The following is a 22,623-nucleotide window of genomic DNA, read 5'->3' on the forward strand; positions in this document are numbered from 1 at the left end:
GCATGAATGTTTTATGGGGAATTGGCGGCGTGATTGGAGTATTAGCAATTGCTTTCTTACTATCTTCTAACCGCAAAGCTATTAATTGGCGCACAATTTTAATCGCGCTAGCATTACAAATGACATTTTCATTTATCGTATTGCGATGGGATGCTGGAAAAGCAGGCTTAAAAGTTGCTGCTGACGGCGTTCAAGGATTAATTAATTTTTCTTACGAGGGAATTAGGTTCGTTGCTGGGGATTTAGTCAACGCAAAAGGCCCTTGGGGATTTGTTTTCGTTATTCAAGCACTACTTCCAATTGTATTTATTAGTTCATTAGTTGCAATCTTATATTACTTAGGTATTATGCAGAAATTTGTTAGTATCGTTGGTGGTGCATTAAGTAAACTTCTTGGAACTTCTAAGGCAGAAAGCTTAAATGCAGTAACAACTGTATTTTTAGGACAAACAGAAGCACCAATTTTAATTAAACCATACTTAGCACGTTTAACTAACAGTGAATTCTTCACTATTATGGTAAGTGGTATGACAGCTGTTGCCGGATCAGTTCTTGTCGGATATGCAGCAATGGGAATTCCATTAGAACATTTATTAGCAGCAGCAATTATGGCAGCTCCATCAAGTTTATTAATTGCAAAACTAATTATGCCAGAAACAGAAAAAGTAGATAATAATGTTCAACTTTCAACAGAGCGTGAAGACGCAAACGTTATCGATGCAGCTGCACGCGGTGCATCTGAAGGTATACAACTTGTTATCAACGTAGCTGCAATGCTAATGGCCTTCATTGCATTAATCGCTTTATTAAATGGCTTATTAGGATGGGTTGGTTCTTGGTTCGATATTAAACTTAGCCTTGATTTAATCTTCGGTTACTTATTATCACCATTTGCAATCTTAATCGGGGTTTCTCCAGGTGAAGCTATCCAAGCAGCAAGCTTTATCGGTCAAAAACTTGCAATCAACGAATTCGTTGCATACGCAAACTTAGGACCACACATGGCAGAGTTCTCTGCAAAAACAAATATGATTTTAACATTTGCAATCTGTGGTTTTGCAAACTTCTCTTCTATCGCAATTCAATTAGGTGTAACAGGAACGTTAGCTCCTACTCGCCGTAAACAAATTGCACAATTAGGGATTAAAGCAGTTATCGCTGGTACACTAGCGAACTTCTTAAACGCAGCAGTTGCAGGTATGATGTTCCTATAATTTTATATAAAACCTCCTCTTTTTAAAGAGGAGGTTTTTTTATATACTTTAAATATAATTTTCATATATATTAAATCCTTCATGTCTAGATGTATAGATGATATGTTACAATAATTAGTATGTCTGTTTATTTTTTCTTATAAAAGAGGGATACTACTTGATGTATCTCGCCCCAAAAAACTTCCAGCTACATGGTCATTTCTTAATAATTGTGCATACTACAAATATCCAGCACGAATTAGCTTTAAGGAGGAACGTTTCGTGAAAGATAAGTCCTATAAAGTCCTCTCTATGTGGATTTTACAAATTTTATTTTATTTTACTACTGTACATGTGACGAAATATGAGCACGCGCTCATTTTTACAATTATATATGTCATCATAAATGTACTATTCCTATTTTTACCTGATAAAACAGCATTTATTTTCTTCATACTGGGAACAATCATTTCAGTATTCTATTTATTTTATCAAGCGTGGCTTCACTTATGGAGTACATCAGATCAATGGGAATATATTATTACCCACTTCCTGATGGCAGCTAACTTCTTCATTGTTTATATTTCAACCCATCTATTAAAAAAGGTTATCCTTAAAAATAAAGAGTTAACTGAACGGGTAAGAGTGCTTGAGCAATACATTGGAGAATCAAAATTATTAACAAGACAAGAATTCGAAAGACGACAAGCTTTATTAACAACTGCGATGAATCGTCGTAATGAAACAGGCATTATCATTTTCTTTGATTTCACTTCCTTTAGTAAATATACGAAGGAAAGTGTCATGGATCGTGTAGCTTCATTATTAGTTGATACAGTCAGAGCTGACTTTGACCTTGCTGCTGAATATGACAGCAACACATTAGTTATTTTATTACAAAATACAAATGAAGCCGGTGCTGACATTGTAATGAACCGTCTACATCCAAAAATGGCACAATGGCTTGCTGCTGAAGCAATTCAAGATATTAAAATAAAACGAGAACAAATCAATGCAAAGGGACATATCACATTATGATGACACTCGTTATGCTTCTTTTATTTATTTTGTTTTGTGTACTTGTTTTCTGGATCAGCATCACATTTTCAATTAAATATGTATTGATTTTTACCGCCTTTCTATTCTCTGCTTTACTCGTTTATTACTCTTTCTTAACAATTGCGGGCTTAATTCATCGAAATAGTAAACGAAAAGATCGTACGCTAGAACATTATCCAAGTGTAGATATTTTAATACCTGCCCATAATGAAGGCGTCGTTATTAAAGATACATTAGAAGCAATGGCAAAGATTGAATACCCAGGCAAACTAAACGTTTATTTATTAAACGATAACTCTCAAGATGAAACACCTGAAATTGGCGATGATTTCGACAAAGCTTATGCTCATATTCATCACATTCGTGTACCACCTGGCGAACCCAAAGGAAAATCGCGTGTATTAAACTACGGCCTTAGCATTTCGGATGGTGAATATTTCTGTGTTTACGATGCAGATAATCAACCTGAACCACATGCACTGCGAATGCTCGTAGAACATGCTGAAACAACAAAGGATGCCGTTGGAGCAGTTGGACACGTTCGTACAGTAAATGAGAAAAGAAACTGGCTTACACGAATGATTTCATTAGAATTTCAGATTTTCCAGCTCCTTATGCAATCTGGACGCTGGCTATTATTCCAAACAGGTTCACTAACCGGAACAAACATGCTTCTTCGTCGTTCCGCATTAGAAGAACTTGGCGGCTATGATCCTTATGCAATTGCAGAGGATGCTGAATTAACATTAAGAATTACCCAAAAGGGCTATCTCTTACCAATCGTCCCGGAATCGATTACATGGGAACAAGAACCTGAACATTTAAAAATTCTTATAAAACAGCGGACACGTTGGCTTCAAGGAAACTTATACATTTTAGAAAAAATGTTTTCTTCATTAAGCTTTTTTAAAGGGAAACTTCTCGTCCATTCCTTACAACAAGTTTTAGTGTATGTCGTATTTTGGCTATTCCTAATCATTTCAAACGTTTGGTTTATAATTGGACTGCTCGGCATATTCCAAATTCAATATAGCATTCCATTACTATTTATGTGGTATGTCGCATATATTACATATGTTTCTCAATTATTTAGTGCTCAGAGCGTCGAACGAACCTTTACACCGACCAATATTTTCATAAGCGTCATTATGTACTTTACGTACGCACAGCTCTTTACGTATTTGTTTATTCGCAGTCTCATTCTTTACTTACGTGCAAAGAGCAAGAAACAAGTAATTGGTTGGGATAAAACAGTAAGATTTAAAAAAGAAAAATAGATTTCATTAAAAAATAAGCACAGAGCGCCGTATGCTCTGTGCTTATTTTTTACCGTAATACTATATATCAGACAATACCCCTTAGCTGAAAGTTATTTCACGTCCATCCCCCAACGAACGATCGACCTTCATTTATATACGAAAAAGTGATTGCTATTTTTGTAGAACCAATTGCTTCTCTTTATGCTCTTTACGAGTTTCAGTCTTTGGTTCCGTGCTTTCTTGGACATTTCGATGTGCCACACGTTTCAAACAAATATGCTTCCACTTTCTTTCGTAACGTTTCATTATTCTAGTTGTCCCCCTTGAATGCGCTTTAAAACTATTTGAAATCGCTTACAGGAAATAATATAGCACATATACATAAAAGTGACAACACATTTCCGACATATTTTTGTCAAAAATATGAATATAACGTGTAAAATATCAGATATTGTCGAACTATATCGATTTTTCTTTTTAAATTACCGATATCTATAGTATTCCGTAACAAAGTAATGCTTTTCCTACAATAGTATAGAACAGTGAAAAAGGACTGCCGACATTCGACAGTCCTAATACTATTTATATATACAGAATTTTTTTCTTCTATTATTAATGTTGTTTCATACGTCCTTCTTTTTGCAACTCTTTAAATAGTGCTGCAATCATAAAGAAAATAACAAATACGAACGGGAAGGCCGCAATAATCGACGCAGTTTGCAGCGCCTCTAATCCTCCGACATACAATAAGATCGAAGCTAACGCCGCTAGAACAATACCCCAAACCATTTTAATACGATTTGGTGGGTTTAAGCTACCATGTGTCGTTAACATCGCTAGAACAAACGTAGCAGAGTCTGCCGATGTAATAAAGAATGTTGAAATAAGTAAAATAGCTAACACACATAAAGCCGGTCCTATACTACCCATTTGGTCTAACATAGCAAACAATCCTACTTCTGTGCCCATTTCTTTAATTTGTCCATATATATTTGCACCATCAAATAGCTCCATGTGAATACCTGTTCCTCCGAAAACAGAGAACCAAAGCGCACCAATTACTGTTGGTACGAGTAACACACCAACAACAAATTCACGAATTGTACGCCCGCGTGACACACGAGCAATAAACGTACCTACGAATGGTGACCATGCAATCCACCATGCCCAGTAGAAAATTGTCCATGACTGAATCCATTGATTTCCGCCTTCATTTAATGGACTTAAACGGAAACTCATACTTGGCAATTCTTGAATGTATGAACCGATTGTTGAAGTGAAATAATTCATAATAAAGTTTGTTGGACCTGCAAATAATACAATTATCATAAGTGCAAACGCTAAAATAATATTCGCATTACTTAAATATTTAATTCCTTTATCGAGTCCCGTTTGCGCAGATAGCATATAAAGAACAGTTACAATTCCGATGATTACTAGCTGTGTCGGTAATGAGTTTGGAATAGATGTTAAATAACTAACACCACCCGCAATTTGCTTTGCCCCAAGTCCTAATGATGTCGCCACACCAAATACTGTCGCAAATACAGCTAGAACATCAAACATATGGGCAATACGGCCATGTTCACCGCCTTTAAATAGCGGACCGACCGCCGCACTAATTGTACTTGCTCTTCCTTTTCTAAATGTAAAATACGCAATACATAATGCTACAAGTGCATATAATCCCCACGGATGTAATCCCCAATGGAAAAATGAGAAACGAAGTGCAAGGCGTGCACTCTCTTCAGTCGCACTCTCTCCAAACGGAGGTGTGTATAAATGGTTCATCGGTTCTGCGACACCCCAGAAAACCAAACCGATTCCCATACCGGCACTAAATAACATAGCAAACCATGTCATATAACTATAATCAGGTTCATCATCATCTTTACCTAAACGAATCGAACCGTACTTAGAAACAATTAAGAAAATAGCAATTCCTAAGAAAATAGAAACGGAAATAATATAGAACCATCCAAACTTACTAACTAACGCAGCTTGAATTACAGTCGTTACATTTCCTAAGCTACCTTTTCCAATAATAGATTCGGGAATAATCCCCCAAAGTGTAAATGCAATACATAATGTTAATGAGACAATAAATGTTTTCGTCAGTTTCCTCATCAAATCCCCCTTCGTATGTTTCATTTCTTGTGAAAATCATAAATTCCGATATGTTAAATCGGATAGAAAACCATAGTTTTTTGTGGTGATTTTCTTTCGGCTCTCTCAAGTTTGCCTTCACCAATTAGAGTTCTTATGGACAGCCTTACCTTCCGTACAACCTTTCCACTCTGCAAGAGCTACAAGATTGGAATACTACTGTCAAATTGTGTGAGAAAAATGCGGATGGGAAGAGATTTTCCCAAAAAAGGATGTGTTACAGTTTTAAAAAAGGGCAGATTTATTCTTTACAACCCTTTCTTCTTGTAACAATTATGCGGTTTTTTGCTAGTATATAGCGCGTGTTTATAACTTCACAAACGAGATGTTTATGTTTATATAACTATATTACCCATAAAACGGTAAAATACTCAAGGAATGTAACTGTATAGTAATCATTATGTAATACCCCTGTAATATTTTTATTTACACCGAAAAAAATATGTTGTATTAAATATTTTGAATATAACTAGAAACCTACTAATTATATGGAATGAAAAACGCTTTCCTCTCATTCTAGCTATATTACAAAGTGTTAACGACTTATTACGAATGGTTTGTAATTGTGTGTTTTCCCAAAATCCGAAAAAATCTGTTGCTATAATGAGGACACGAAAACAAACGCAATGGAGGCTATCATGAAAAAATTAATTGGAATAGCAACAGCAGCAGTTTTTGGTCTTGGGATTTTCACCGCATCTGCTAATGCAGAAACTGTTGTAAAAACAGACGTACTAAACGTACGAGAAAACCCTACTACTGAATCAAAAGTTGTCGGTAAATTACAGAATGGTCATAAATTAGATGTTCTAAATACAGAAAACGGATGGTCACAAATCAAATTAGATGGTAAAGACGCATTCGTAAGTGCAGAGTTTACAAAGAACTCTTACTATGTAACAGCTAACGTATTAAATGTACGTGCTGAAGCGAACACAAACTCAGAAATTCTTGGAACGCTTAAGAAAGACGATATGATCGAAACAACGAACCAAGTACAAAATGAGTGGTTACAATTTGAATATAACGGGAAAACAGCTTATGTTCACGTTCCTTTCTTAACAGGTACAGCACCTGTTATCGAGAAACAAGAACAACCTGCTCCTGCTAAAACTGTAGCACCAGCTAAAGCTCAAGCACCTGCAGCACAAGCAAAACCAGCTGCTAAGCCTGCTGTGAAAGCTGCTGAGACTAGCACACCTTCTGGTGGTCGTGAGTTAACAGTTGTAGCTACGGCATATACAGCTCACCCAAGTGAAAACGGTGGCACATACGGCGGCCGTGTATTAACTGCAATGGGTCATGACTTAACAGCGAACCCAAACATGAAAATGATCGCTGTTGACCCGAAAGTAATCCCATTAGGATCTAAAGTATGGGTAGAAGGTTACGGAGAAGCTATCGCTGGAGATACTGGCGGTGCAATTAAAGGTAACCGTATCGACATCCTACTTGGATCAGATAGCGCTGCTCAAAAATGGGGACGCAAAACTGTTAAAGTGAAAATTTTAAAATAACCAATGACTGCTAAATTACAGCCGGTTCTCTTTATTGAGAGCTGGCTTTTATTTTTTATATAATACATATAAGGAGGTGACGTCCATGAATTTACAAGCTAAGGTAGACTGGGTCGGTACACCAAAGCCGTACATATATAAAGATGATGTAACATATGATGCAATCGCAATTGACTTCTCACTAACAAACGATGACAATCGCTATAAATTAATTGTGCTCAAGTCTGAAGAAAATACACATTACAAACTCGTACAATACGGAATAAAACCAGGCTCTCAAAAACCATTCCCTATTGATATTCCATTCGAGCAAGAAATGCTACCGCTCATAAAGCAAATATTAAATGATCCATATGTACAAGCGATATTAAAGGAAGCCCGCTTCTAATTGCAAAAAAGGATATCACCTAGTAGAATTTCCCAACTAGGTGATATCCTTTTTACTTTCCCTTCATGAACACGAGTAGAGAAAATTATATCAACGGTTCAACATGGAATATCGATTTACCGTCAAAGATTGACAATAACGGCAAGCTCCCTAAAGAAAGAGGCTGTTCAAAATTGAACAGCCTCTTTCTTATATTAATGAGTCGGACCAGATACTTCCTCTGATTTCAGCGTATTATTCGCTCCAAGAGAATGGTACAATATCTTTCCATTTCCGTTAACAGTAACGATATGGTCATTATTAAAGCTCTTGAATTTTACAGAGCCGTCACCGTAACGAATATGATATTCTTCATATGTCGTTACTTTATATTTCGTCGCACTTTGACGTTCTACATTGCGAATATTCATTGTCAATAAATCTTCTGTAATTCCTTTTTTGTGTAGATATTGTAAGTAATCACGGTCTTCCTTATACGATTTCCCGCTCTTATCATAATCATTTTCAATTAAACTAAAATCGTTTAATGCAATTGCACGTACGTTATTATAAATATGATTTTGTACAAAATCTCCAACCGCTGAACTAGAAGCTTCTTTTGGGAACTTTAAGTAATATGTACTTTGATCTCCAACTTTAATACTTTCAGATTTCATCACACCAAATTCAGCGTTTTTCTCCAAATGTACTTCTACCGTTTCATCCGTCGGTACAGGACCAAGTTTATAACTTCCGTAATTTAACTTTCCGCGTTTCTTGCCATTAACAAATACCGTTGCATCGTTTTCATCAGACGAAATGGTTACATAATTTCCTTCAAGTGATAAATTCACTTCTACTGTCCCATTCTTTTCATCTGCTAAATCCACTTCTTTTTCTGTCTCTAATTCAGCAAGTTCCGTCTTCGCCTTTGCCTTTACAACATAAGCACCCGGGAAGTATGGACCTAATTCTTTCGAAGTTTTGTCACTAGAAAGCTCTGTTTCTTTTTTATCATTCACATATATTTCAGCATTCTTTGCAGTTGTGCTAACATTCATGTAATACGACTTCATGCTGAACTTATACTTCGGATACAAGAACCATTCTTTCCCGTCTTCTATAATTTTCCCATCTTTAAAAGATGCTTTATCACTTGCTAACTTTTGATCTACTGTCTCTCTTTGCAAATATGATAACAGTTCTTTATTATAAGAAGGATTCTCTTTTAAATAACGGATATACGCCTTAATATCTTCTGTCTTAACCTTTAAGGTTGGATCGTCTACTTTCAAAATCTCATCGATTGCATTCACATCTTTATTTTGGAATGCTTCAATCATTGCATTTACTTGCTTTTCCTTCGAAAACTTGCTAGCACCGAATTTATATGCGCCAAACAAAATAGCAAAAACAATGACAAAACCTATAAGTAAAAACATGTTCTTCTTACTTTTCACTGACTTTGTTTCTCTCCGCATTTCTGAGTGAGAAGAAGCTGTTTGATCAGCAATTTCTTCTACTTTACTTCCGCAATCAGGACAAAAGTTCAAATGATCCGCAACTTGTTTATTGCATGTTCCACAAAACTTCAAGTATTTCTCCCCCTTATTTTTTTACTAATTTCATACCCGCGAATGTTAATACGTAAGAAATAAGAAAACTACCTACTATTAAATATAGCGTGTTACTTTGAATAGATAATATCGGTCCAGAAATTCCAGCGAACTCCTTCATAATTACCTTACTTCCCGAGGCTGTAATATGAATTTTTGCTAATCCATTTACACAAAGCATCATCACTGTATAAACAGCGCTAAACACTGCTATAGTTACGTACATATTTCGCATACGATATTGAGCCAATTTCATTCCAGCCCTAACTAGTAGAATACATGGTAGAAGAATTAATAATCCCCACCAATGTAAATATGAATTAAAATCATCAATATCTTTTATACGATCAGCACTAGCACCATTAGCGATTTCCAGGTCTTTTAAAGACGTACCCTGTATTGATATGCCTGACATATACGATACATGCAGCGGCCCTTTTTCGACTGAATATCTATGCATTTCTCTCTCCATATTCCCCCACTCAATTTCAGTTGAAGAAAGGTGGGCCATATTCCACATGAAAGGTGTTGCTTCTAAAGAAAGTAATACTTTATACGCCTTCTCTGGAAAATCAATTGGACCCATTGATTTTGAACTACTAAATAAAATCGTAATAAGTATAATACCAAATGTAATAAGTAGTCCTTTCAAAACAGTCACTATACTATAATAAATAGACGTTACATACGGGACAAACTGACTAGTAGAAGAAAGCATACGATGTGGTCCTGCTTCAATACTCATACCAATAAAGCTGAATAATAGGCCAAATATAATACCAAACAATAAACTAACAACATGAGAATATACAACATCAATAGTCATCGTTTGATAGAAATAAGAAATAGATGTAGAAGAACTTGCCATAAAGCTTACAATACATAAGAAAATACCGTATATCATGCCAATTACACATGATGTCATGAACTTCTCTCGCCAACTAATTGAAGGTTTTTTTCTTTCAACAAAAAATCCACTTCCACCTAATATAAGTGCCGGAATAGTTACCAAGATGAATAATGGGATATGAAGAAGGAATGACATCGTGTATGCCCCGCTCCCGCTAATTTCAATACCTATTAAATGACACATTAAAATTAATGGTGCTATACCAATAAATGATTGATTAATGGTATTCATATTCAACATACCATCCGTATTTCTAACCGCTGTCTCCACTACATCATTTATAGCAGAATCTATTATTAAACTGCCAATGAAGCCTGCAATGAACATACATACAATTGCAAAAGCACCACCGAATAATCCTTTTTTTAGCATACTTCCTGATGCATTTACATGTAATTGCGCTCCTGCATTTGGTAATTTCATGTTCGATTCTTTTTGGGCGAATCCTAATAAAGAATCACCGCATTTCTCACAATATGTAGCATATTCTTTACTTTCCTGTCCACATGTTCGGCAATACTTCGAAGATTGCGGGACTAACATAACATGGCTATCTATACTATCCGTACTTGAGCCGTCATGTGTACAATAGTTTACTGCCTCAGGCTGTTCTAAACCGCAAATTTTACAATACATGTTCCTCACTCCTTATTTTGCTTCATACCACATGCTGGACAGAATGTAGCTTCCGTTGCAATTTGTTCACCACATGAAGAACATGCTTCTTTTTCAATATTTTTTGATTGAAGGAGTAACTCATTTTCTTTACCGCACTGCCCGCAAAATTTATCATTTAATGATAATGGACCACCGCAACTACACTGTCCTTTTTGTTCTTGTCTCTGTAAATTAGAAATTTGTCTGCGCGTGTTATAAATAGCAACATCAAGCTCTTGCACTGGTGCTACAATAGCTTTCAACAAATCTACTCGAACTTCATCATCACGAAGTTGCATATATACCGTTTGACCAAGTTCAAGTAAAATTTCAGTTTTTTCTTGTAACTTCTCTTGTGTAATCTTCTTTAATTGCGCCATTTCCTGTGCTACTTGCAACTTCATCTTGCCTTGCTCAATTCCCTCTTGCAACTTATTCATGCCATTACCAAACTTCGATTGTAAATCTGACAAACAAATTCTCTCCTTTTAATTACATAGTAATATACAAAATTAACATTATATATATTACCATGATTTTCTAATTGTGTAATTAGAATTTCATTTTTTCTGTTTTGAGCATTTTTTGTTTATAATGGTAAAGGAAAGAAATCTGTGTACGGAGGAATATTATGCTGCAAGACTCAATTACGAAAGATGAAATTATGATGATTGCGAATGAGTTCGTTCAAGGGCTTGATCCACAGCAAGTTGCTGATCAAGAGCATGTCGCTACAGCTCGGCAACTATATCGTAGTGGTGTTGTCTATAACGTTGACTTTGATGGCTATACGCTATCCGGAACTGTAAATGCTGAAGGCAGTGTATATAGTGTTCACATTCCGATTCGTAATGTCACTGAAAGCTATTGCGATTGCTTCGCGCCAACGCAATGTCAGCATATGCTTGCTGTGTTACTATCTGCAGCTTCTAGTTTTGGGCAAGTAGGAGATGTATTAACTTTATTCAAAAATAATACAAAACCTTCTCTTCCTCCTATTCGAACTGCACGACAAGTATTGCAATCATCAGCTTTTGAAGAAATGGATTATAAAAGTTGGCAAACATACTTTGAAAATGAATATGAATCATTTAAAAAAGAACAAGCGCGGCTCACTTATAAACAAATGTATTTTCTTATGAGTCTTTTTACAGACTTCTATACAAAATTAGAACGGAAAGCTCCGCGCATCGTTGCTATTCATGAATTATTTAAGTTGCACGCGGCACTTTATTGCTTTCAAAAATTATTAGAAGAAATTCAAGAATTTGAAGCAAACAAACTATATTCTTATCACCAACCAGTTAACGTCGTTCGCCTATTCGTTGATAAAGTTGAATCTACCGTTAGGGACCTAAAAACAGAGGCGATTCCAGAAGAATCCAAACCGATTTTAGAAGAAACAGCGCGGCTCATACATGAATCATTCTTCTCTACCGATGCCTATACACAAGAGCGATTCTTCATTTATCGTCACGTATGGGGTGAACTGTTAAGAACAGAGGAGCAGCTACAAGAAGAAAAAAAACGAATCGATACTAAAATCAATCCACTTTCCAAAGCATTAGCATCTTCTCACCTGCTCTTTTTAAACGGTGAAGATGTATCGGCAATGGAATTACTGGAAAAACAGCCTTCTTCTGTTGTGAGCCTTTACTTCTATTGGTTAGAAGAGTTATTAAGTGCGATGGAGTGGGACCGCGGGAAAGATTGGCTTTCCTTTACTTATAAACAAGTAAAAGAAACGATAACGGAACAAGAAAATACCGTCTTCATACAAGATATCGTTCGATTATTTGTGATGATGTATGAGACATATGCAACACATACGAATGAACAAGCGGGATTAGAAATGATTTTACAAGAACTATTACCGTATAGTTTCACAAATTATGAACAATATGTACTTGCGAAGAAACAATACCATGCATGGACGGAACTTCAGCTCTTATATGGATTCGAAGTAATCGAACTTTTGAAAGAACCATTGAAAGATATTGAAAAAGAAGCGCCCGAAGCAGCACTTCCTCTTTATCACCATGCCGCAATGGAAGCAATTGAAGAGCGAAATCGCAAATCATATAAACGTGCCGTTCGTTACTTAAAGAAATTACGTATGCTTTATAAACGACTGAAACGAACTGATGAATGGGATGCTTTCATTATTCATATCGCTAACTTACATTCACGTCTGCGTGCACTACAAGAGGAATTACGGAGAGGAAAATTAATCGATGATCATACAAACTGAAGTAACAATTAGGCTCCAGCACGTTAGTCAAGGTTGGTTCCTTTGGGGAGAAGATGATAGCGGTACGCTCTTATCCGTAGCAACTTGGAAAAAAAATGCATTCGCATGGCACTCTACTTCTTTCTACGGAACGTTTTTAAAAGAAGCAACGTATGAGGGAAAACAAGGCGTTATGTTAACGAATGCACAGGCATTTGAATACATCGCAAATAAACCGATGAATTCATTTGCAAATATGCAAATGAACGGTCCTATTACGGCACTTACAAAGGACGCAAGTGAATTATGGGACGCTTTCGTCAGCGGCAGCTTCGCACCTGACATGAAGCATTGGTCTCAGCAGCCATCTTGGAAAGTTCAGAATACCTCAATTGAAGATGACATGTTAGCATCTCTTTTCTCTGCCGCTGTGAACGAAAGTATTTTGCAAGATGCTCGCTCAAATGACGGATGGGAAGATGCAAAGAGACTATACGAACATTACGACTTTACGAAAAGGCAATTGGAAGCAGCACTACATGAAGAGGATTGGCTTCGAAAAATTGGTTACATTGAAGATGATCTTCCATTTACAGTCGGCTTAAGACTACAAGAACCGCAAGAAGAACTTGAAATGTGGAAGCTTGAAACAATCGTTACACCAAAACGTGGTGCACATCGCATATATGTATATGAAAGTATCGATTCCTTACCAAAACGATGGCACGATTACGAAGAACGTATCCTTGAAACACAAGAAGGATTCAGTAAGCTCGTACCGTGGCTAAAAGAGGACGACAAGTTCCGAGAAGAACTCTTTGAAACGGAAGCTTGGAACTTCTTAACCGAAGCAAGTAATGAATTACTGGCAGCAGGTATTACAATTTTACTACCATCATGGTGGCAAAATTTAAAAGCAACAAAACCGAGGTTGCGTGTACAGCTGAAGCAAAGTACAGCACAAACACAGTCTTTCTTCGGCATGAATACGCTCGTTAATTTCGACTGGCGCATTTCAACGGACGGAATTGATTTATCAGAAAGCGAATTTTTCGAACTCGTTGAACAAAACAAACGTCTTTTCAATTTAAATGGTCAATGGATGAGACTTGATCCTGCCTTTATTGAAGAAGTAAAAAAACTAATGCACCGTGCCGATAAATATGGACTTGAAATGAAAGATGTGTTGCAGCAACATTTATCTAATACGGCAGAAACAGAAATTGTAGAAGACGATAGTCCGTTTACCGATATTGAAATCGAACTAGATGGATATTACGAAGAGCTTTTCCAAAAACTTCTGCACATTGGAGATATTCCAAACGTAGATGTACCATCTTCGCTACAAGCAACACTCCGCCCGTATCAACAACACGGTGTTGAGTGGTTGCTATACTTACGAAAGCTTGGATTTGGAGCATTATTAGCCGATGATATGGGACTCGGAAAAAGTATTCAAACGATAACTTACTTACTATACGCTAAAGAAAACAATCTCCAAACAGGTCCTGCATTAATTGTGGCACCAACATCAGTCCTTGGAAATTGGCAAAAAGAATTTGAGCGTTTCGCACCAAGCTTACGTGTTCAGTTACACTATGGAAGTAACCGATCTAAGGATGAGTCATTTAAAGATTTTCTTCAATCAGCAGATGTTATATTAACTTCTTATGCATTAGCTCAGCTTGATGAAGAAGAACTTAGTACGTTATGCTGGGACGCTGTTATTTTAGACGAAGCACAAAATATAAAAAACCCACATACGAAACAGTCGAAAGCAGTAAGAAACCTACAAGCAAATCACAAAATTGCTTTAACCGGTACACCGATGGAAAACCGACTTGCTGAGCTTTGGTCTATTTTCGACTTTATCAATCACGGGTATCTCGGAAGCTTAGGACAATTCCAGCGCCGCTTCGTCACACCGATTGAAAAGGACCGCGATGAAGGAAAAATCCAGCAAGTTCAGCGGTTTATCTCGCCGTTTTTACTGCGTCGTACGAAGAAAGATCAAACGGTCGCATTAAACTTACCAGATAAACAAGAACAGAAAGCTTATTGTCCACTAACTGGCGAACAAGCTTCCTTATATGAACAACTTGTTCAAGACACATTACAAAATGTAGAAGGATTAAGCGGAATTGAAAGACGCGGATTTATATTACTTATGCTGAACAAGCTAAAACAAATTTGTAATCACCCAGCCCTTTATTTGAAAGAAGAAGAACCACAAAATATCGTCGAGCGCTCTATGAAAACAAAAACGGTAATGGAGCTCATCGAAAATATAAAAGACCAAAATGAAAGTTGCTTAATCTTCACTCAGTACATTGGCATGGGGAACATGCTAAAAAGTATGTTAGAAGAAACATTCGGTCAGCGCGTCCTCTTCTTAAACGGGAGCGTACCGAAGAAAGAGCGTGACAAGATGATTGAGCAGTTCCAAAACGGAACGTATGACATCTTCATCTTATCGTTAAAGGCCGGCGGAACAGGATTAAACTTAACCGCTGCCAACCATGTCATTCACTATGACCGTTGGTGGAACCCAGCTGTAGAAAACCAAGCAACAGACCGTGCTTATCGCATCGGTCAAAAACGCTTCGTTCACGTTCATAAGCTTATTACAACGGGAACACTTGAAGAGAAGATTGATGAAATGTTAGAACGAAAACAATCATTAAACAACGCTGTCATTACAAGCGATAGTTGGATGACCGAACTATCAACCGACGAACTAAAAGAATTACTTGGCGTATAAAGTGAAGGCTTTTACGGGCAGTTAATGCGGGATAAGATGGATGTTTCTATTCCCACAAATAGCGGGATAAATGAAAAAGGAGCAAATCTCTAACTGAGATTAGCTCCTTTTTCTATGCCAAAACCAATTGCTTATTATAATTCCTGTTAACCCGCCGCACGTATCAAGCAATGAATCTTGCCACATCGGTGTACGGTCTCCTGTAAACCATTGATGAATTTCATCAAATGTTGCATACCCCGCAACGAAAAGGAAGGCGTATGCAAAGCACCTTTTTCTCGAATAACCCGATCGATAAAAAGCATAATACGTCAATGAACCGAGCATAAAGAACACCATAAAATGAGCACCTTTACGAAGGAAAAACTCAACAAATCCACCTACACCTTTATTTGCGATACTAACAGGTGTACCTCCCCCATAATCGATAGATACCCATGAAAAATGCTCTTTCACAAACTCAACATTTATATATTGCTCAATATCCGAGCGCATATCCTGTTTTTTATATGGCTGTGCTGAAGAATAGAAAATAATCCCCATCCATAGTAATACAGGAATCCAAAATAACCATTTACGATTCATTCTCCCGAAAACCCCTCTCTTAGTCTTTTAAGAGTACCAAAAAAAAGAAAAAATTTCACGCCAAAACATGACATTTACACCCTATTTATAAAGTGAAAGGGGGTGATAAACATGGCAGTTGAAACAATCGTAATGGATTTAACTTTACGCCTTGTATTAAACGGAGGATTAGACAAAAACGGTAAAACAGTTTTTAAGAACAAACAATTCAAACGTGTGAAAACAAATGCAGATTTAGGAAAAGTACATGAAGTAGCACGTGCTCTTGCTTCACTACAACAATCATCACTTCACGCTGTACAACTTGTAAGCACGTCAGATCTTTCTAATCTATAATTAAAAAGGAGGGAATAAAACATGCAAGTACTAGAGTTAATTTTCGTGAAAGAAGATGGAAAAACAGTTGCCTTTTCTATCGAAAATCCCATCACACCAGTAAATGAACTAGTCGTAAATCAAGTAATGGATACCATTCTTTCTTCATCTGTATTTTCGTCCATTAGTGAAAATACTCGTAAAAAAGGGGCTCGCCTCATAGAAAAAAACGTATCTGAAGTTCAAATCACTCCGTAAATCAAAAAGACGAATCTGCATTATTTTGCAGATTCGTCTTTTTTCTTCGGCATTTCAATTGGAATAAAGATGTTTGAAAAACCAACACAAACATACTTATAATTCTCTCCGCCTAAATCAAACTCTGTCGTATATGTTGAGAAGAAAATATAATCATTTCGCTTTGTATAATGCTCAATTAATAATCCAACTTGTGGTTCAACATACTTATTTGCTAATTTCTTTCCCGCCGATGCTAAGTCGCCAAGTATACCCTCTTTGTTTTCTTTCTCAACCTCTTCTAGCTTCTTACTCACATCATTACGCTTCATAAATTGTTTTGCTGCCCAATCCGTATATTCTCCCTTACCCGGATTACTGTTTGCTAAATAAACTAAGAGAACAACAGCTAGAGCCATAATAATATACTTTTTCTTCATGCTATATCACCGCCTACTCTTTTCTATTTTCATATATATGTACAAGCGATGCAAATTAGAAAGACTATCATCTATTGATTGTAAACGAACCGTAAAAATTTACAATACGAAACAAAAGATTAATAATAATTTTACATAATTCGTATATAATTATATTCGGAATAATAATTTTTATAAGGGAGGATTTTAGAATCATGGATAATGAGAATGATATTTTTATTTCTAGTTCTACAATGATGCTCGAACCTTGCAAACACCCTTATTACCGGACAAAAATTATCGACAGTAGCGGAAACCCTCTGTACTCTTGCCAAACAGCTATCCAACTCATAAAGAAATCTTGTCTAACACATGTTCATTCTACTTATCAAGGTAGACGTCATGCAGTCCAAATAAACTTTAAGCTCAAACAAAATGTTCCAATTCCAATTAATCACAAAGAATATATTTGCGTTTTCCCAACAGAATCTCCTTCTTCTCCAAGCTGCATTTGGTTGTTCTATAACCATATAGATGAGATAGAGTTTTCCAAAAAAACTAACAAAGCTAACATTCATTTTTTTAACGGAACTACCATAACAATACAAATAGGTTCTCATAAGTTACAGCAACAATTTTTGAAAGCTGGACATGTATTATCCCGAATGAACATGAAAGATTCACTACACTCAAAAAAACTCTTGCCACATTTACTGCCTTAAAATAAATAGAATGGAACGCAATATTTCCTTGCCTTCCATTCTACTTATTATTCTTATCCCCTTACACTATCTCGCATTTTCTCAAGCGCTTGTCGATACACCCATCTCACTTGATAGTACGTCATCCCCATTTCATCGGCTATCTCCCCCATATTTTTCCCTACAAAGAACCGCTCTGAAATGATGTGCTTCTCTCTATCATCTAACACACTCATAAAGTCCTTCGCTCTCATTCCTGCATCTTCATACTCAAATCGTTCCTCATACTCATCGGTGCATACATACCTCTCTTGCACTACGCATTCTTTCTTCAACCTCTCCAATATATAACCACGTACCGTTACAACCGCATAAGCAGGAAAACTCCCTTTCTCCTCCTCATACCTTTCATAGGCATGCCAAAGACCAATTAAACCACATTGATAATACTCTTCATAATCTTGGTAAATATTTAACCTCTTTATTTGATTTACAATCATACCTTCATACAAAACAACCGTATCTGCAAAAGTCGCTGGCTTCACACAGTGCCCGTTTCTAAAAGGTATACCTCTTTAGTATTCCGCGGTACCTCTACAATATAAAATGAGAACGGAAATTTCATTGTGGGTAATTTCAAATACTACTGCCGGAATTTGAAATTACACTAGGCAGTATTTGAAATTCTACTTGGGGTATTTGCAATAGGGGTAAAAATAAAAAAGGTGACTCTAGAAAGAGTCACCTTTTTTATTTTATTATTGGAACATACCTTTTACCGCACCAAATCCAATAGTTAAGATAAAGAAGACAACCATAAGAATTGTTGCTTTCTTTTTACTTAAACCAGCCGTAATTTGAAGACCTAACCATGTAATAACAAATCCCCAAATTGTGAACACTTCAATATTATTTGCAATACCTTTTGCAACACCACCACTTGAAGCGAAAATCGGTCCTAAACCAGTATACATTTCTTGTCCTGATCCGCCTAAAACAAGTGCTAAAACTGTGTTTATTAATAAACCAAGTAATGAAATAATGCTTGAGTACACACTGATTGTTAATAATTTCTTATAAGAAGTATCATTGCTCATTAACATCATAAATATTTTATACACTACTGCACTAATAAAGAAACTAATCGCCATACCAATAGCACCAAATACTGCACCCGTACCAAACGAAATTATAGGTGTAACGCTAACACCCAAATCCTTATTCATCTTAATCGCCTCAGGGGTTAGGGAGTACACATAAGCAGCAAGGCCTGCAACAAGTCCACCTAATAAAACAAGTATCCAAAATGCACCCCATACCGCATTACTCGTCTTCATTCTCTCAAACTGTAAACCAGGAGAAGTAATCATTCCAAATAATGATGGCTTCTCTCCTTCAACCTTTTGCGTATTCAAATTCGCTTCCATTATAACGCCTCCTTCTATTTATATAACCCGTTCTAACGGGCGGTTCACATCCTCATTTTGAGGCTACGAACCGCCCACTAGAACGGCAATGTGTAGTAGAGAACCCCTTCTCTACTACACTAATAATTTACTCATAACGAAGTGCTTCAATTGGATCTAATTTCGCAGCTTTGTTTGCTGGAATTAATCCGAAAATAATACCAAGTGTCATAGAGAATAGTACGCCGCCAACGACAACTTCCCAAGAAACGAGTGGTGGCCATTTCGCAAATGTGGAAACAATATATGCCCCGCCATATCCAAGACCAATTCCGATTAAACCACCTAGAAGTGTTAACATAACTGCTTCAATTAAAAACTGTAATAAAATTTTACTACGTGTTGCTCCAAGTGCCTTACGCACCCCAATTTCACGTGTACGCTCTGTTACAGATACGAGCATGATGTTCATTACACCGATACCACCAACGACTAATGAAATACCAGCGATACCGCCGATGATCATCGTCATAATATTAGTCATTTTTGAAATACCTTCTTGAAGTTCTTTTAAATTCATAACCTCGTATTTACCAGTTGCATCACTCGGTTTACGACTATTTAAGACATCTGCAGCTTTTTTACCTGCTTTTTCTAAATTATCTACATTTTTTGCTTGAACAGAAATATTTTGAATTTCATCTTTTCCATACAGTGTCGGCCATAATGAAATTGGAACTAGTGCTTCTGATGGTCCCATTCCCATAAATTCGTTATCTGATTTGTAGACACCGATAATTTGCATCGGTTGCCCCTTCATTTCAATAATTTTACCGACTGGATTAGCATCCTTAAACACCTTATCTTCCATTTGTTTACTAATCATGACAACATTATTACCTTGATCCACATCTGATTCTTGTAAAGAACGTCCCTTTAACAACTTTACTTTATTTACTGAAAAATACTCACTGTCTAATCCAGTAATACTCACCATTTCTATTTTATCTTCAATATCAATTGGTTCCATACTTGAATTTGTTGTTACAACATGTGCGATATCTGGAATTTTTTTAATTTCAAAAATATCTTCTTCAGTTATCTTCGGTGCTTCTACCATCGCCATACCAAAAGGATCATTCATATCGGCACTATAATGAATCGGTACCGTTTGATTACCTGATCCAACAAATTGGGATTTCAGTGCAGCTTCCCCGCCTTGCCCAATCGCAACGACGGTAATAATAGAGCCTACACCGATAATAATCCCTAGCATCGTCAAAGCTGAGCGTAGTTTATGAGCTAAAATAGACGATAAGGCAATTTTCATACTATCTAGTAAACTCATACTGCACACCTTCTATCTTCTGTAACTTTCCCATCTCGCAGTACAATGCGACGGGAAGAATACGCTGCTACCTCTTCTTCATGCGTAACCATAACAATCGTCGTACCTTCTGCATTTAGCTTCGTGAAAATATCCATAACTTGTGCACCAGACTTCGTATCAAGTGCACCTGTCGGCTCATCGGCCATAATAAACGTTGGATTATTTGCAATCGATCTCGCAATAGCGACACGCTGCTTCTGTCCACCCGATAATTCACTAGGCAAATGGTGTACTCTATCTGATAATCCAACTTTCCCCAGCGCTTCAAGAGCTCTTTGACGACGCTCTGCTTTCTTCACCCCACCATAGATGAGCGGAAGTTCAACGTTTTCCACTGCGGAAAGACGCGGCAGTAAATTAAAATGCTGGAACACAAAACCGATATATTCATTACGAATTAAAGCTAGTTTTGACTCGTCTGCTGTTAAGATATTCACATCATTCAACATATATTCACCTTCTGTTGGACGATCTAAACAACCGATAATATTCATAAGCGTTGATTTACCAGAACCAGACGGTCCCATAATAGAAACGAACTCACCGCTTTGAATTGTTAAACTAATACCATGTAAAATCGGCACTGCCAATTTTCCTTGATAATATGTTTTAGCAATATTATTTAACGTAATCATTTCTCTTTCACTTCCATTCCGTCATACACGTCGTCGGAAGGATTTTTAACCACCTTTTGCCCCACTGTTGCGCCTTCAACAATCTCTGTCCAGTCTCCATCAGTAGAACCTTTTTTCACATTTTGTTTACGAAGCTTTCCTTTCTCTTCAATATAAACAAATGCATCTTCGCCTTTTTCTACAATGCTCTTACTTGGAACAGCAATCATCGTCTTATTCTCTAAATTTACTTGCAGAGAAACGTGATAACCTGGAGATAAACCATCTTGGCTATCAAGACTTGCTTTATATGTATATTGAGACATATTTTGAGTTCCCTCACCAGCAGCTTGAGCCATCTCTGCACTCGTTGGGAATTCACTTACTTCCGTAATCTTACCTGTCCACTTCTTCTTATTATTTGCTTTCGCAGTTACAGTGAACGTTTGATCTTTTTGAATTTGTGACTTTTGAAGCTCTGTTAAAGTCCCTTGAACCTGGAACGGGTCTTTAGAAGCAACTTGTAAAAATGCTTTCCCTTGACCACCTAATGCCTGAGATGAACTTTGCGCTGCATCTTTATCTAACTTTTGTACAACACCAGTAAAATTACTATAAATCGTAAGTTCATTCTGTTTTTTACTTAACTCTTCTTTTTGTAACTTTCCTTTTTCTTTCTCAAGGTCAGTTGTTTTTTGTGCCATTTCTAATTCGCTTACTTGCTCTTCCATCGGGTCTGTTACTTCTTTCCCAGCCCCACTATCTTTTACCTTCTTAATTTCTTTCTTCAATGAATCAATCTTCTTTTTCCCTTGATCGTAACGCATATCAGCCATCTTCTGATCAAGATCAGCTTGCTTCATTTGAAGATTAATTTCTTCATTATCATAAGAGAATAATTTCGTTCCCTTTTCTACCTCTTGTCCTTCTTTCACCGCAATATCTTTCACTTTTCCTTTAGTCGGATCCGCATAAAAACTTTCAATATTCCCTGGCTTCACCTGACCAGAAATTAACTTCGTATTATTAAGCTTACGCTCTGTCACTTTCTCAAAACTTACAGCATCTGTATTAGCCGTACCTTTCTTCTTACCTTGCATAACAAAAATATTAACTGCTGCAACAATAACAATTAGTGCAATAACTCCGATAATAATCCATTTCTTCTTCTTGTTTGGAGTACGAACCGTATTAGGTAACATATTCTCTCTCCTTTTATAC

22 protein-coding genes are annotated in these 22,623 nt (G+C 36.7%); 10 read left to right on the forward strand and 12 right to left on the reverse strand.

The features are described from left to right. Nucleotides 1–2 precede the first annotated feature (2 nt). The 3 genes from MKX37_RS25635 to MKX37_RS25645 all read left to right on the forward strand — a co-directional run bounded on the left by MKX37_RS25635 (nt 3) and on the right by MKX37_RS25645 (nt 3,529). Nucleotides 3–1,214, forward strand: coding sequence for a NupC/NupG family nucleoside CNT transporter (locus MKX37_RS25635; RefSeq protein WP_002016182.1), 1,212 nt, complete (start codon nt 3–5; stop codon nt 1,212–1,214). Between the two features lie 261 nt (nt 1,215–1,475). After that, entirely contained in the window at nt 1,476–2,231 is a 756-nt protein-coding gene (locus MKX37_RS25640) for a diguanylate cyclase domain-containing protein (protein ID WP_078421824.1), read from the forward strand. Further along, on the forward strand, nt 2,228–3,529 hold the full coding sequence (locus tag MKX37_RS25645; RefSeq protein WP_078203610.1) for a glycosyltransferase family 2 protein: 1,302 nt from the start codon (nt 2,228–2,230) through the stop codon (nt 3,527–3,529). Before MKX37_RS25640 ends, MKX37_RS25645 begins: the two co-directional genes overlap by 4 nt. Before the next feature lie 153 nt (nt 3,530–3,682). Here MKX37_RS25645 and MKX37_RS25650 read toward each other — a convergent pair whose 3' ends face one another. Together MKX37_RS25650 and opuD are read right to left on the reverse strand one after the other, a co-directional pair. Beyond that, complete coding sequence (locus MKX37_RS25650) at nt 3,683–3,817, reverse strand: hypothetical protein (protein ID WP_002034792.1); 135 nt, start codon at nt 3,815–3,817, stop codon at nt 3,683–3,685. Between the two features lie 306 nt (nt 3,818–4,123). After that, entirely contained in the window at nt 4,124–5,638 is a 1,515-nt protein-coding gene (opuD, locus tag MKX37_RS25655) for a glycine betaine transporter OpuD (protein ID WP_002129983.1), read from the reverse strand. Between the two features lie 677 nt (nt 5,639–6,315). On the opposite strand from opuD, the gene MKX37_RS25660 reads away from it, so the two are divergent. Together MKX37_RS25660 and MKX37_RS25665 are read left to right on the forward strand one after the other, a co-directional pair. Further along, entirely contained in the window at nt 6,316–7,194 is an 879-nt protein-coding gene (locus MKX37_RS25660) for a cell wall-binding protein EntA (protein WP_002129985.1), read from the forward strand. A gap of 85 nt (nt 7,195–7,279) precedes the next feature. Continuing rightward, nucleotides 7,280–7,582 carry a DUF3910 family protein gene (locus MKX37_RS25665; RefSeq protein ID WP_002034795.1) on the forward strand — a complete coding sequence of 101 codons (303 nt, stop codon included), beginning with the start codon at nt 7,280–7,282 and terminating at the stop codon, nt 7,580–7,582. A 194-nt stretch (nt 7,583–7,776) separates the two neighbouring features. On the opposite strand, the gene MKX37_RS25670 is transcribed toward MKX37_RS25665, so the two are convergent. The 3 genes from MKX37_RS25670 to MKX37_RS25680 are packed head-to-tail and all read right to left on the reverse strand — an operon-like array spanning nt 7,777 to nt 11,217. Continuing rightward, a complete protein-coding gene (locus MKX37_RS25670; RefSeq protein ID WP_078421823.1) occupies nt 7,777–9,156 on the reverse strand; it encodes a zinc ribbon domain-containing protein in 1,380 nt (459 codons plus the stop codon). Nucleotides 9,157–9,169: 13 nt separating this feature from the next. Further along, on the reverse strand, nt 9,170–10,723 hold the full coding sequence (locus MKX37_RS25675) for a zinc ribbon domain-containing protein (protein ID WP_078421822.1): 1,554 nt from the start codon (nt 10,721–10,723) through the stop codon (nt 9,170–9,172). A 5-nt stretch (nt 10,724–10,728) separates the two neighbouring features. After that, nucleotides 10,729–11,217: a zinc ribbon domain-containing protein gene (locus MKX37_RS25680; RefSeq protein ID WP_078421821.1), complete on the reverse strand. Its 489-nt coding sequence runs from the start codon at nt 11,215–11,217 to the stop codon at nt 10,729–10,731. A 158-nt stretch (nt 11,218–11,375) separates the two neighbouring features. On the opposite strand from MKX37_RS25680, the gene MKX37_RS25685 reads away from it, so the two are divergent. Further along, nucleotides 11,376–12,995, forward strand: a complete 1,620-nt coding sequence (locus MKX37_RS25685) for an SWIM zinc finger family protein (RefSeq protein ID WP_002129991.1) — start codon at nt 11,376–11,378, stop codon at nt 12,993–12,995. Then, nucleotides 12,979–15,735, forward strand: coding sequence for a DEAD/DEAH box helicase (locus MKX37_RS25690; RefSeq protein WP_002167367.1), 2,757 nt, complete (start codon nt 12,979–12,981; stop codon nt 15,733–15,735). Before MKX37_RS25685 ends, MKX37_RS25690 begins: the two co-directional genes overlap by 17 nt. 99 nt (nt 15,736–15,834) lie before the next feature. Here MKX37_RS25690 and MKX37_RS25695 read toward each other — a convergent pair whose 3' ends face one another. Then, complete coding sequence (locus MKX37_RS25695) at nt 15,835–16,320, reverse strand: VanZ family protein (protein WP_078421819.1); 486 nt, start codon at nt 16,318–16,320, stop codon at nt 15,835–15,837. 111 nt (nt 16,321–16,431) lie between these two features. Between MKX37_RS25695 and MKX37_RS25700 the strand changes: the two genes are divergently transcribed. Continuing rightward, entirely contained in the window at nt 16,432–16,656 is a 225-nt protein-coding gene (locus MKX37_RS25700) for a DUF1659 domain-containing protein (RefSeq protein ID WP_002016256.1), read from the forward strand. Nucleotides 16,657–16,677: 21 nt separating this feature from the next. Then, on the forward strand, nt 16,678–16,893 hold the full coding sequence (locus MKX37_RS25705) for a DUF2922 domain-containing protein (RefSeq protein ID WP_002034804.1): 216 nt from the start codon (nt 16,678–16,680) through the stop codon (nt 16,891–16,893). 20 nt (nt 16,894–16,913) lie between these two features. Here MKX37_RS25705 and MKX37_RS25710 read toward each other — a convergent pair whose 3' ends face one another. Further along, nucleotides 16,914–17,312: a DUF4359 domain-containing protein gene (locus tag MKX37_RS25710; protein ID WP_002034805.1), complete on the reverse strand. Its 399-nt coding sequence runs from the start codon at nt 17,310–17,312 to the stop codon at nt 16,914–16,916. A gap of 194 nt (nt 17,313–17,506) precedes the next feature. On the opposite strand from MKX37_RS25710, the gene MKX37_RS25715 reads away from it, so the two are divergent. Further along, nucleotides 17,507–18,013: a competence protein ComK gene (locus MKX37_RS25715; protein WP_078421818.1), complete on the forward strand. Its 507-nt coding sequence runs from the start codon at nt 17,507–17,509 to the stop codon at nt 18,011–18,013. 53 nt (nt 18,014–18,066) lie between these two features. Here the strand turns inward: MKX37_RS25715 and MKX37_RS25720 are convergent, their stop codons facing one another. The 5 genes from MKX37_RS25720 to MKX37_RS25740 form a co-directional block, all read right to left on the reverse strand. Beyond that, nucleotides 18,067–18,537, reverse strand: coding sequence for a sigma-70 family RNA polymerase sigma factor (locus tag MKX37_RS25720; RefSeq protein ID WP_078421817.1), 471 nt, complete (start codon nt 18,535–18,537; stop codon nt 18,067–18,069). Nucleotides 18,538–18,750: 213 nt separating this feature from the next. Continuing rightward, nucleotides 18,751–19,419, reverse strand: coding sequence for a Yip1 family protein (locus MKX37_RS25725; protein ID WP_033731085.1), 669 nt, complete (start codon nt 19,417–19,419; stop codon nt 18,751–18,753). Between the two features lie 127 nt (nt 19,420–19,546). Beyond that, complete coding sequence (locus MKX37_RS25730; RefSeq protein WP_033731086.1) at nt 19,547–20,746, reverse strand: ABC transporter permease; 1,200 nt, start codon at nt 20,744–20,746, stop codon at nt 19,547–19,549. Next, a complete protein-coding gene (locus tag MKX37_RS25735; RefSeq protein WP_002130002.1) occupies nt 20,743–21,423 on the reverse strand; it encodes an ABC transporter ATP-binding protein in 681 nt (226 codons plus the stop codon). The genes MKX37_RS25730 and MKX37_RS25735 overlap by 4 nt, the downstream gene beginning before the upstream one ends. Then, on the reverse strand, nt 21,420–22,604 hold the full coding sequence (locus MKX37_RS25740; protein WP_078421816.1) for an efflux RND transporter periplasmic adaptor subunit: 1,185 nt from the start codon (nt 22,602–22,604) through the stop codon (nt 21,420–21,422). Before MKX37_RS25740 ends, MKX37_RS25735 begins: the two co-directional genes overlap by 4 nt. Between the last annotated feature and the right edge of the window lie 19 nt (nt 22,605–22,623).

Source organism: Bacillus sp. FSL R5-0709 (genome assembly GCF_038004785.1).
GTDB lineage: Bacteria > Bacillota > Bacilli > Bacillales > Bacillaceae_G > Bacillus_A > Bacillus_A mycoides.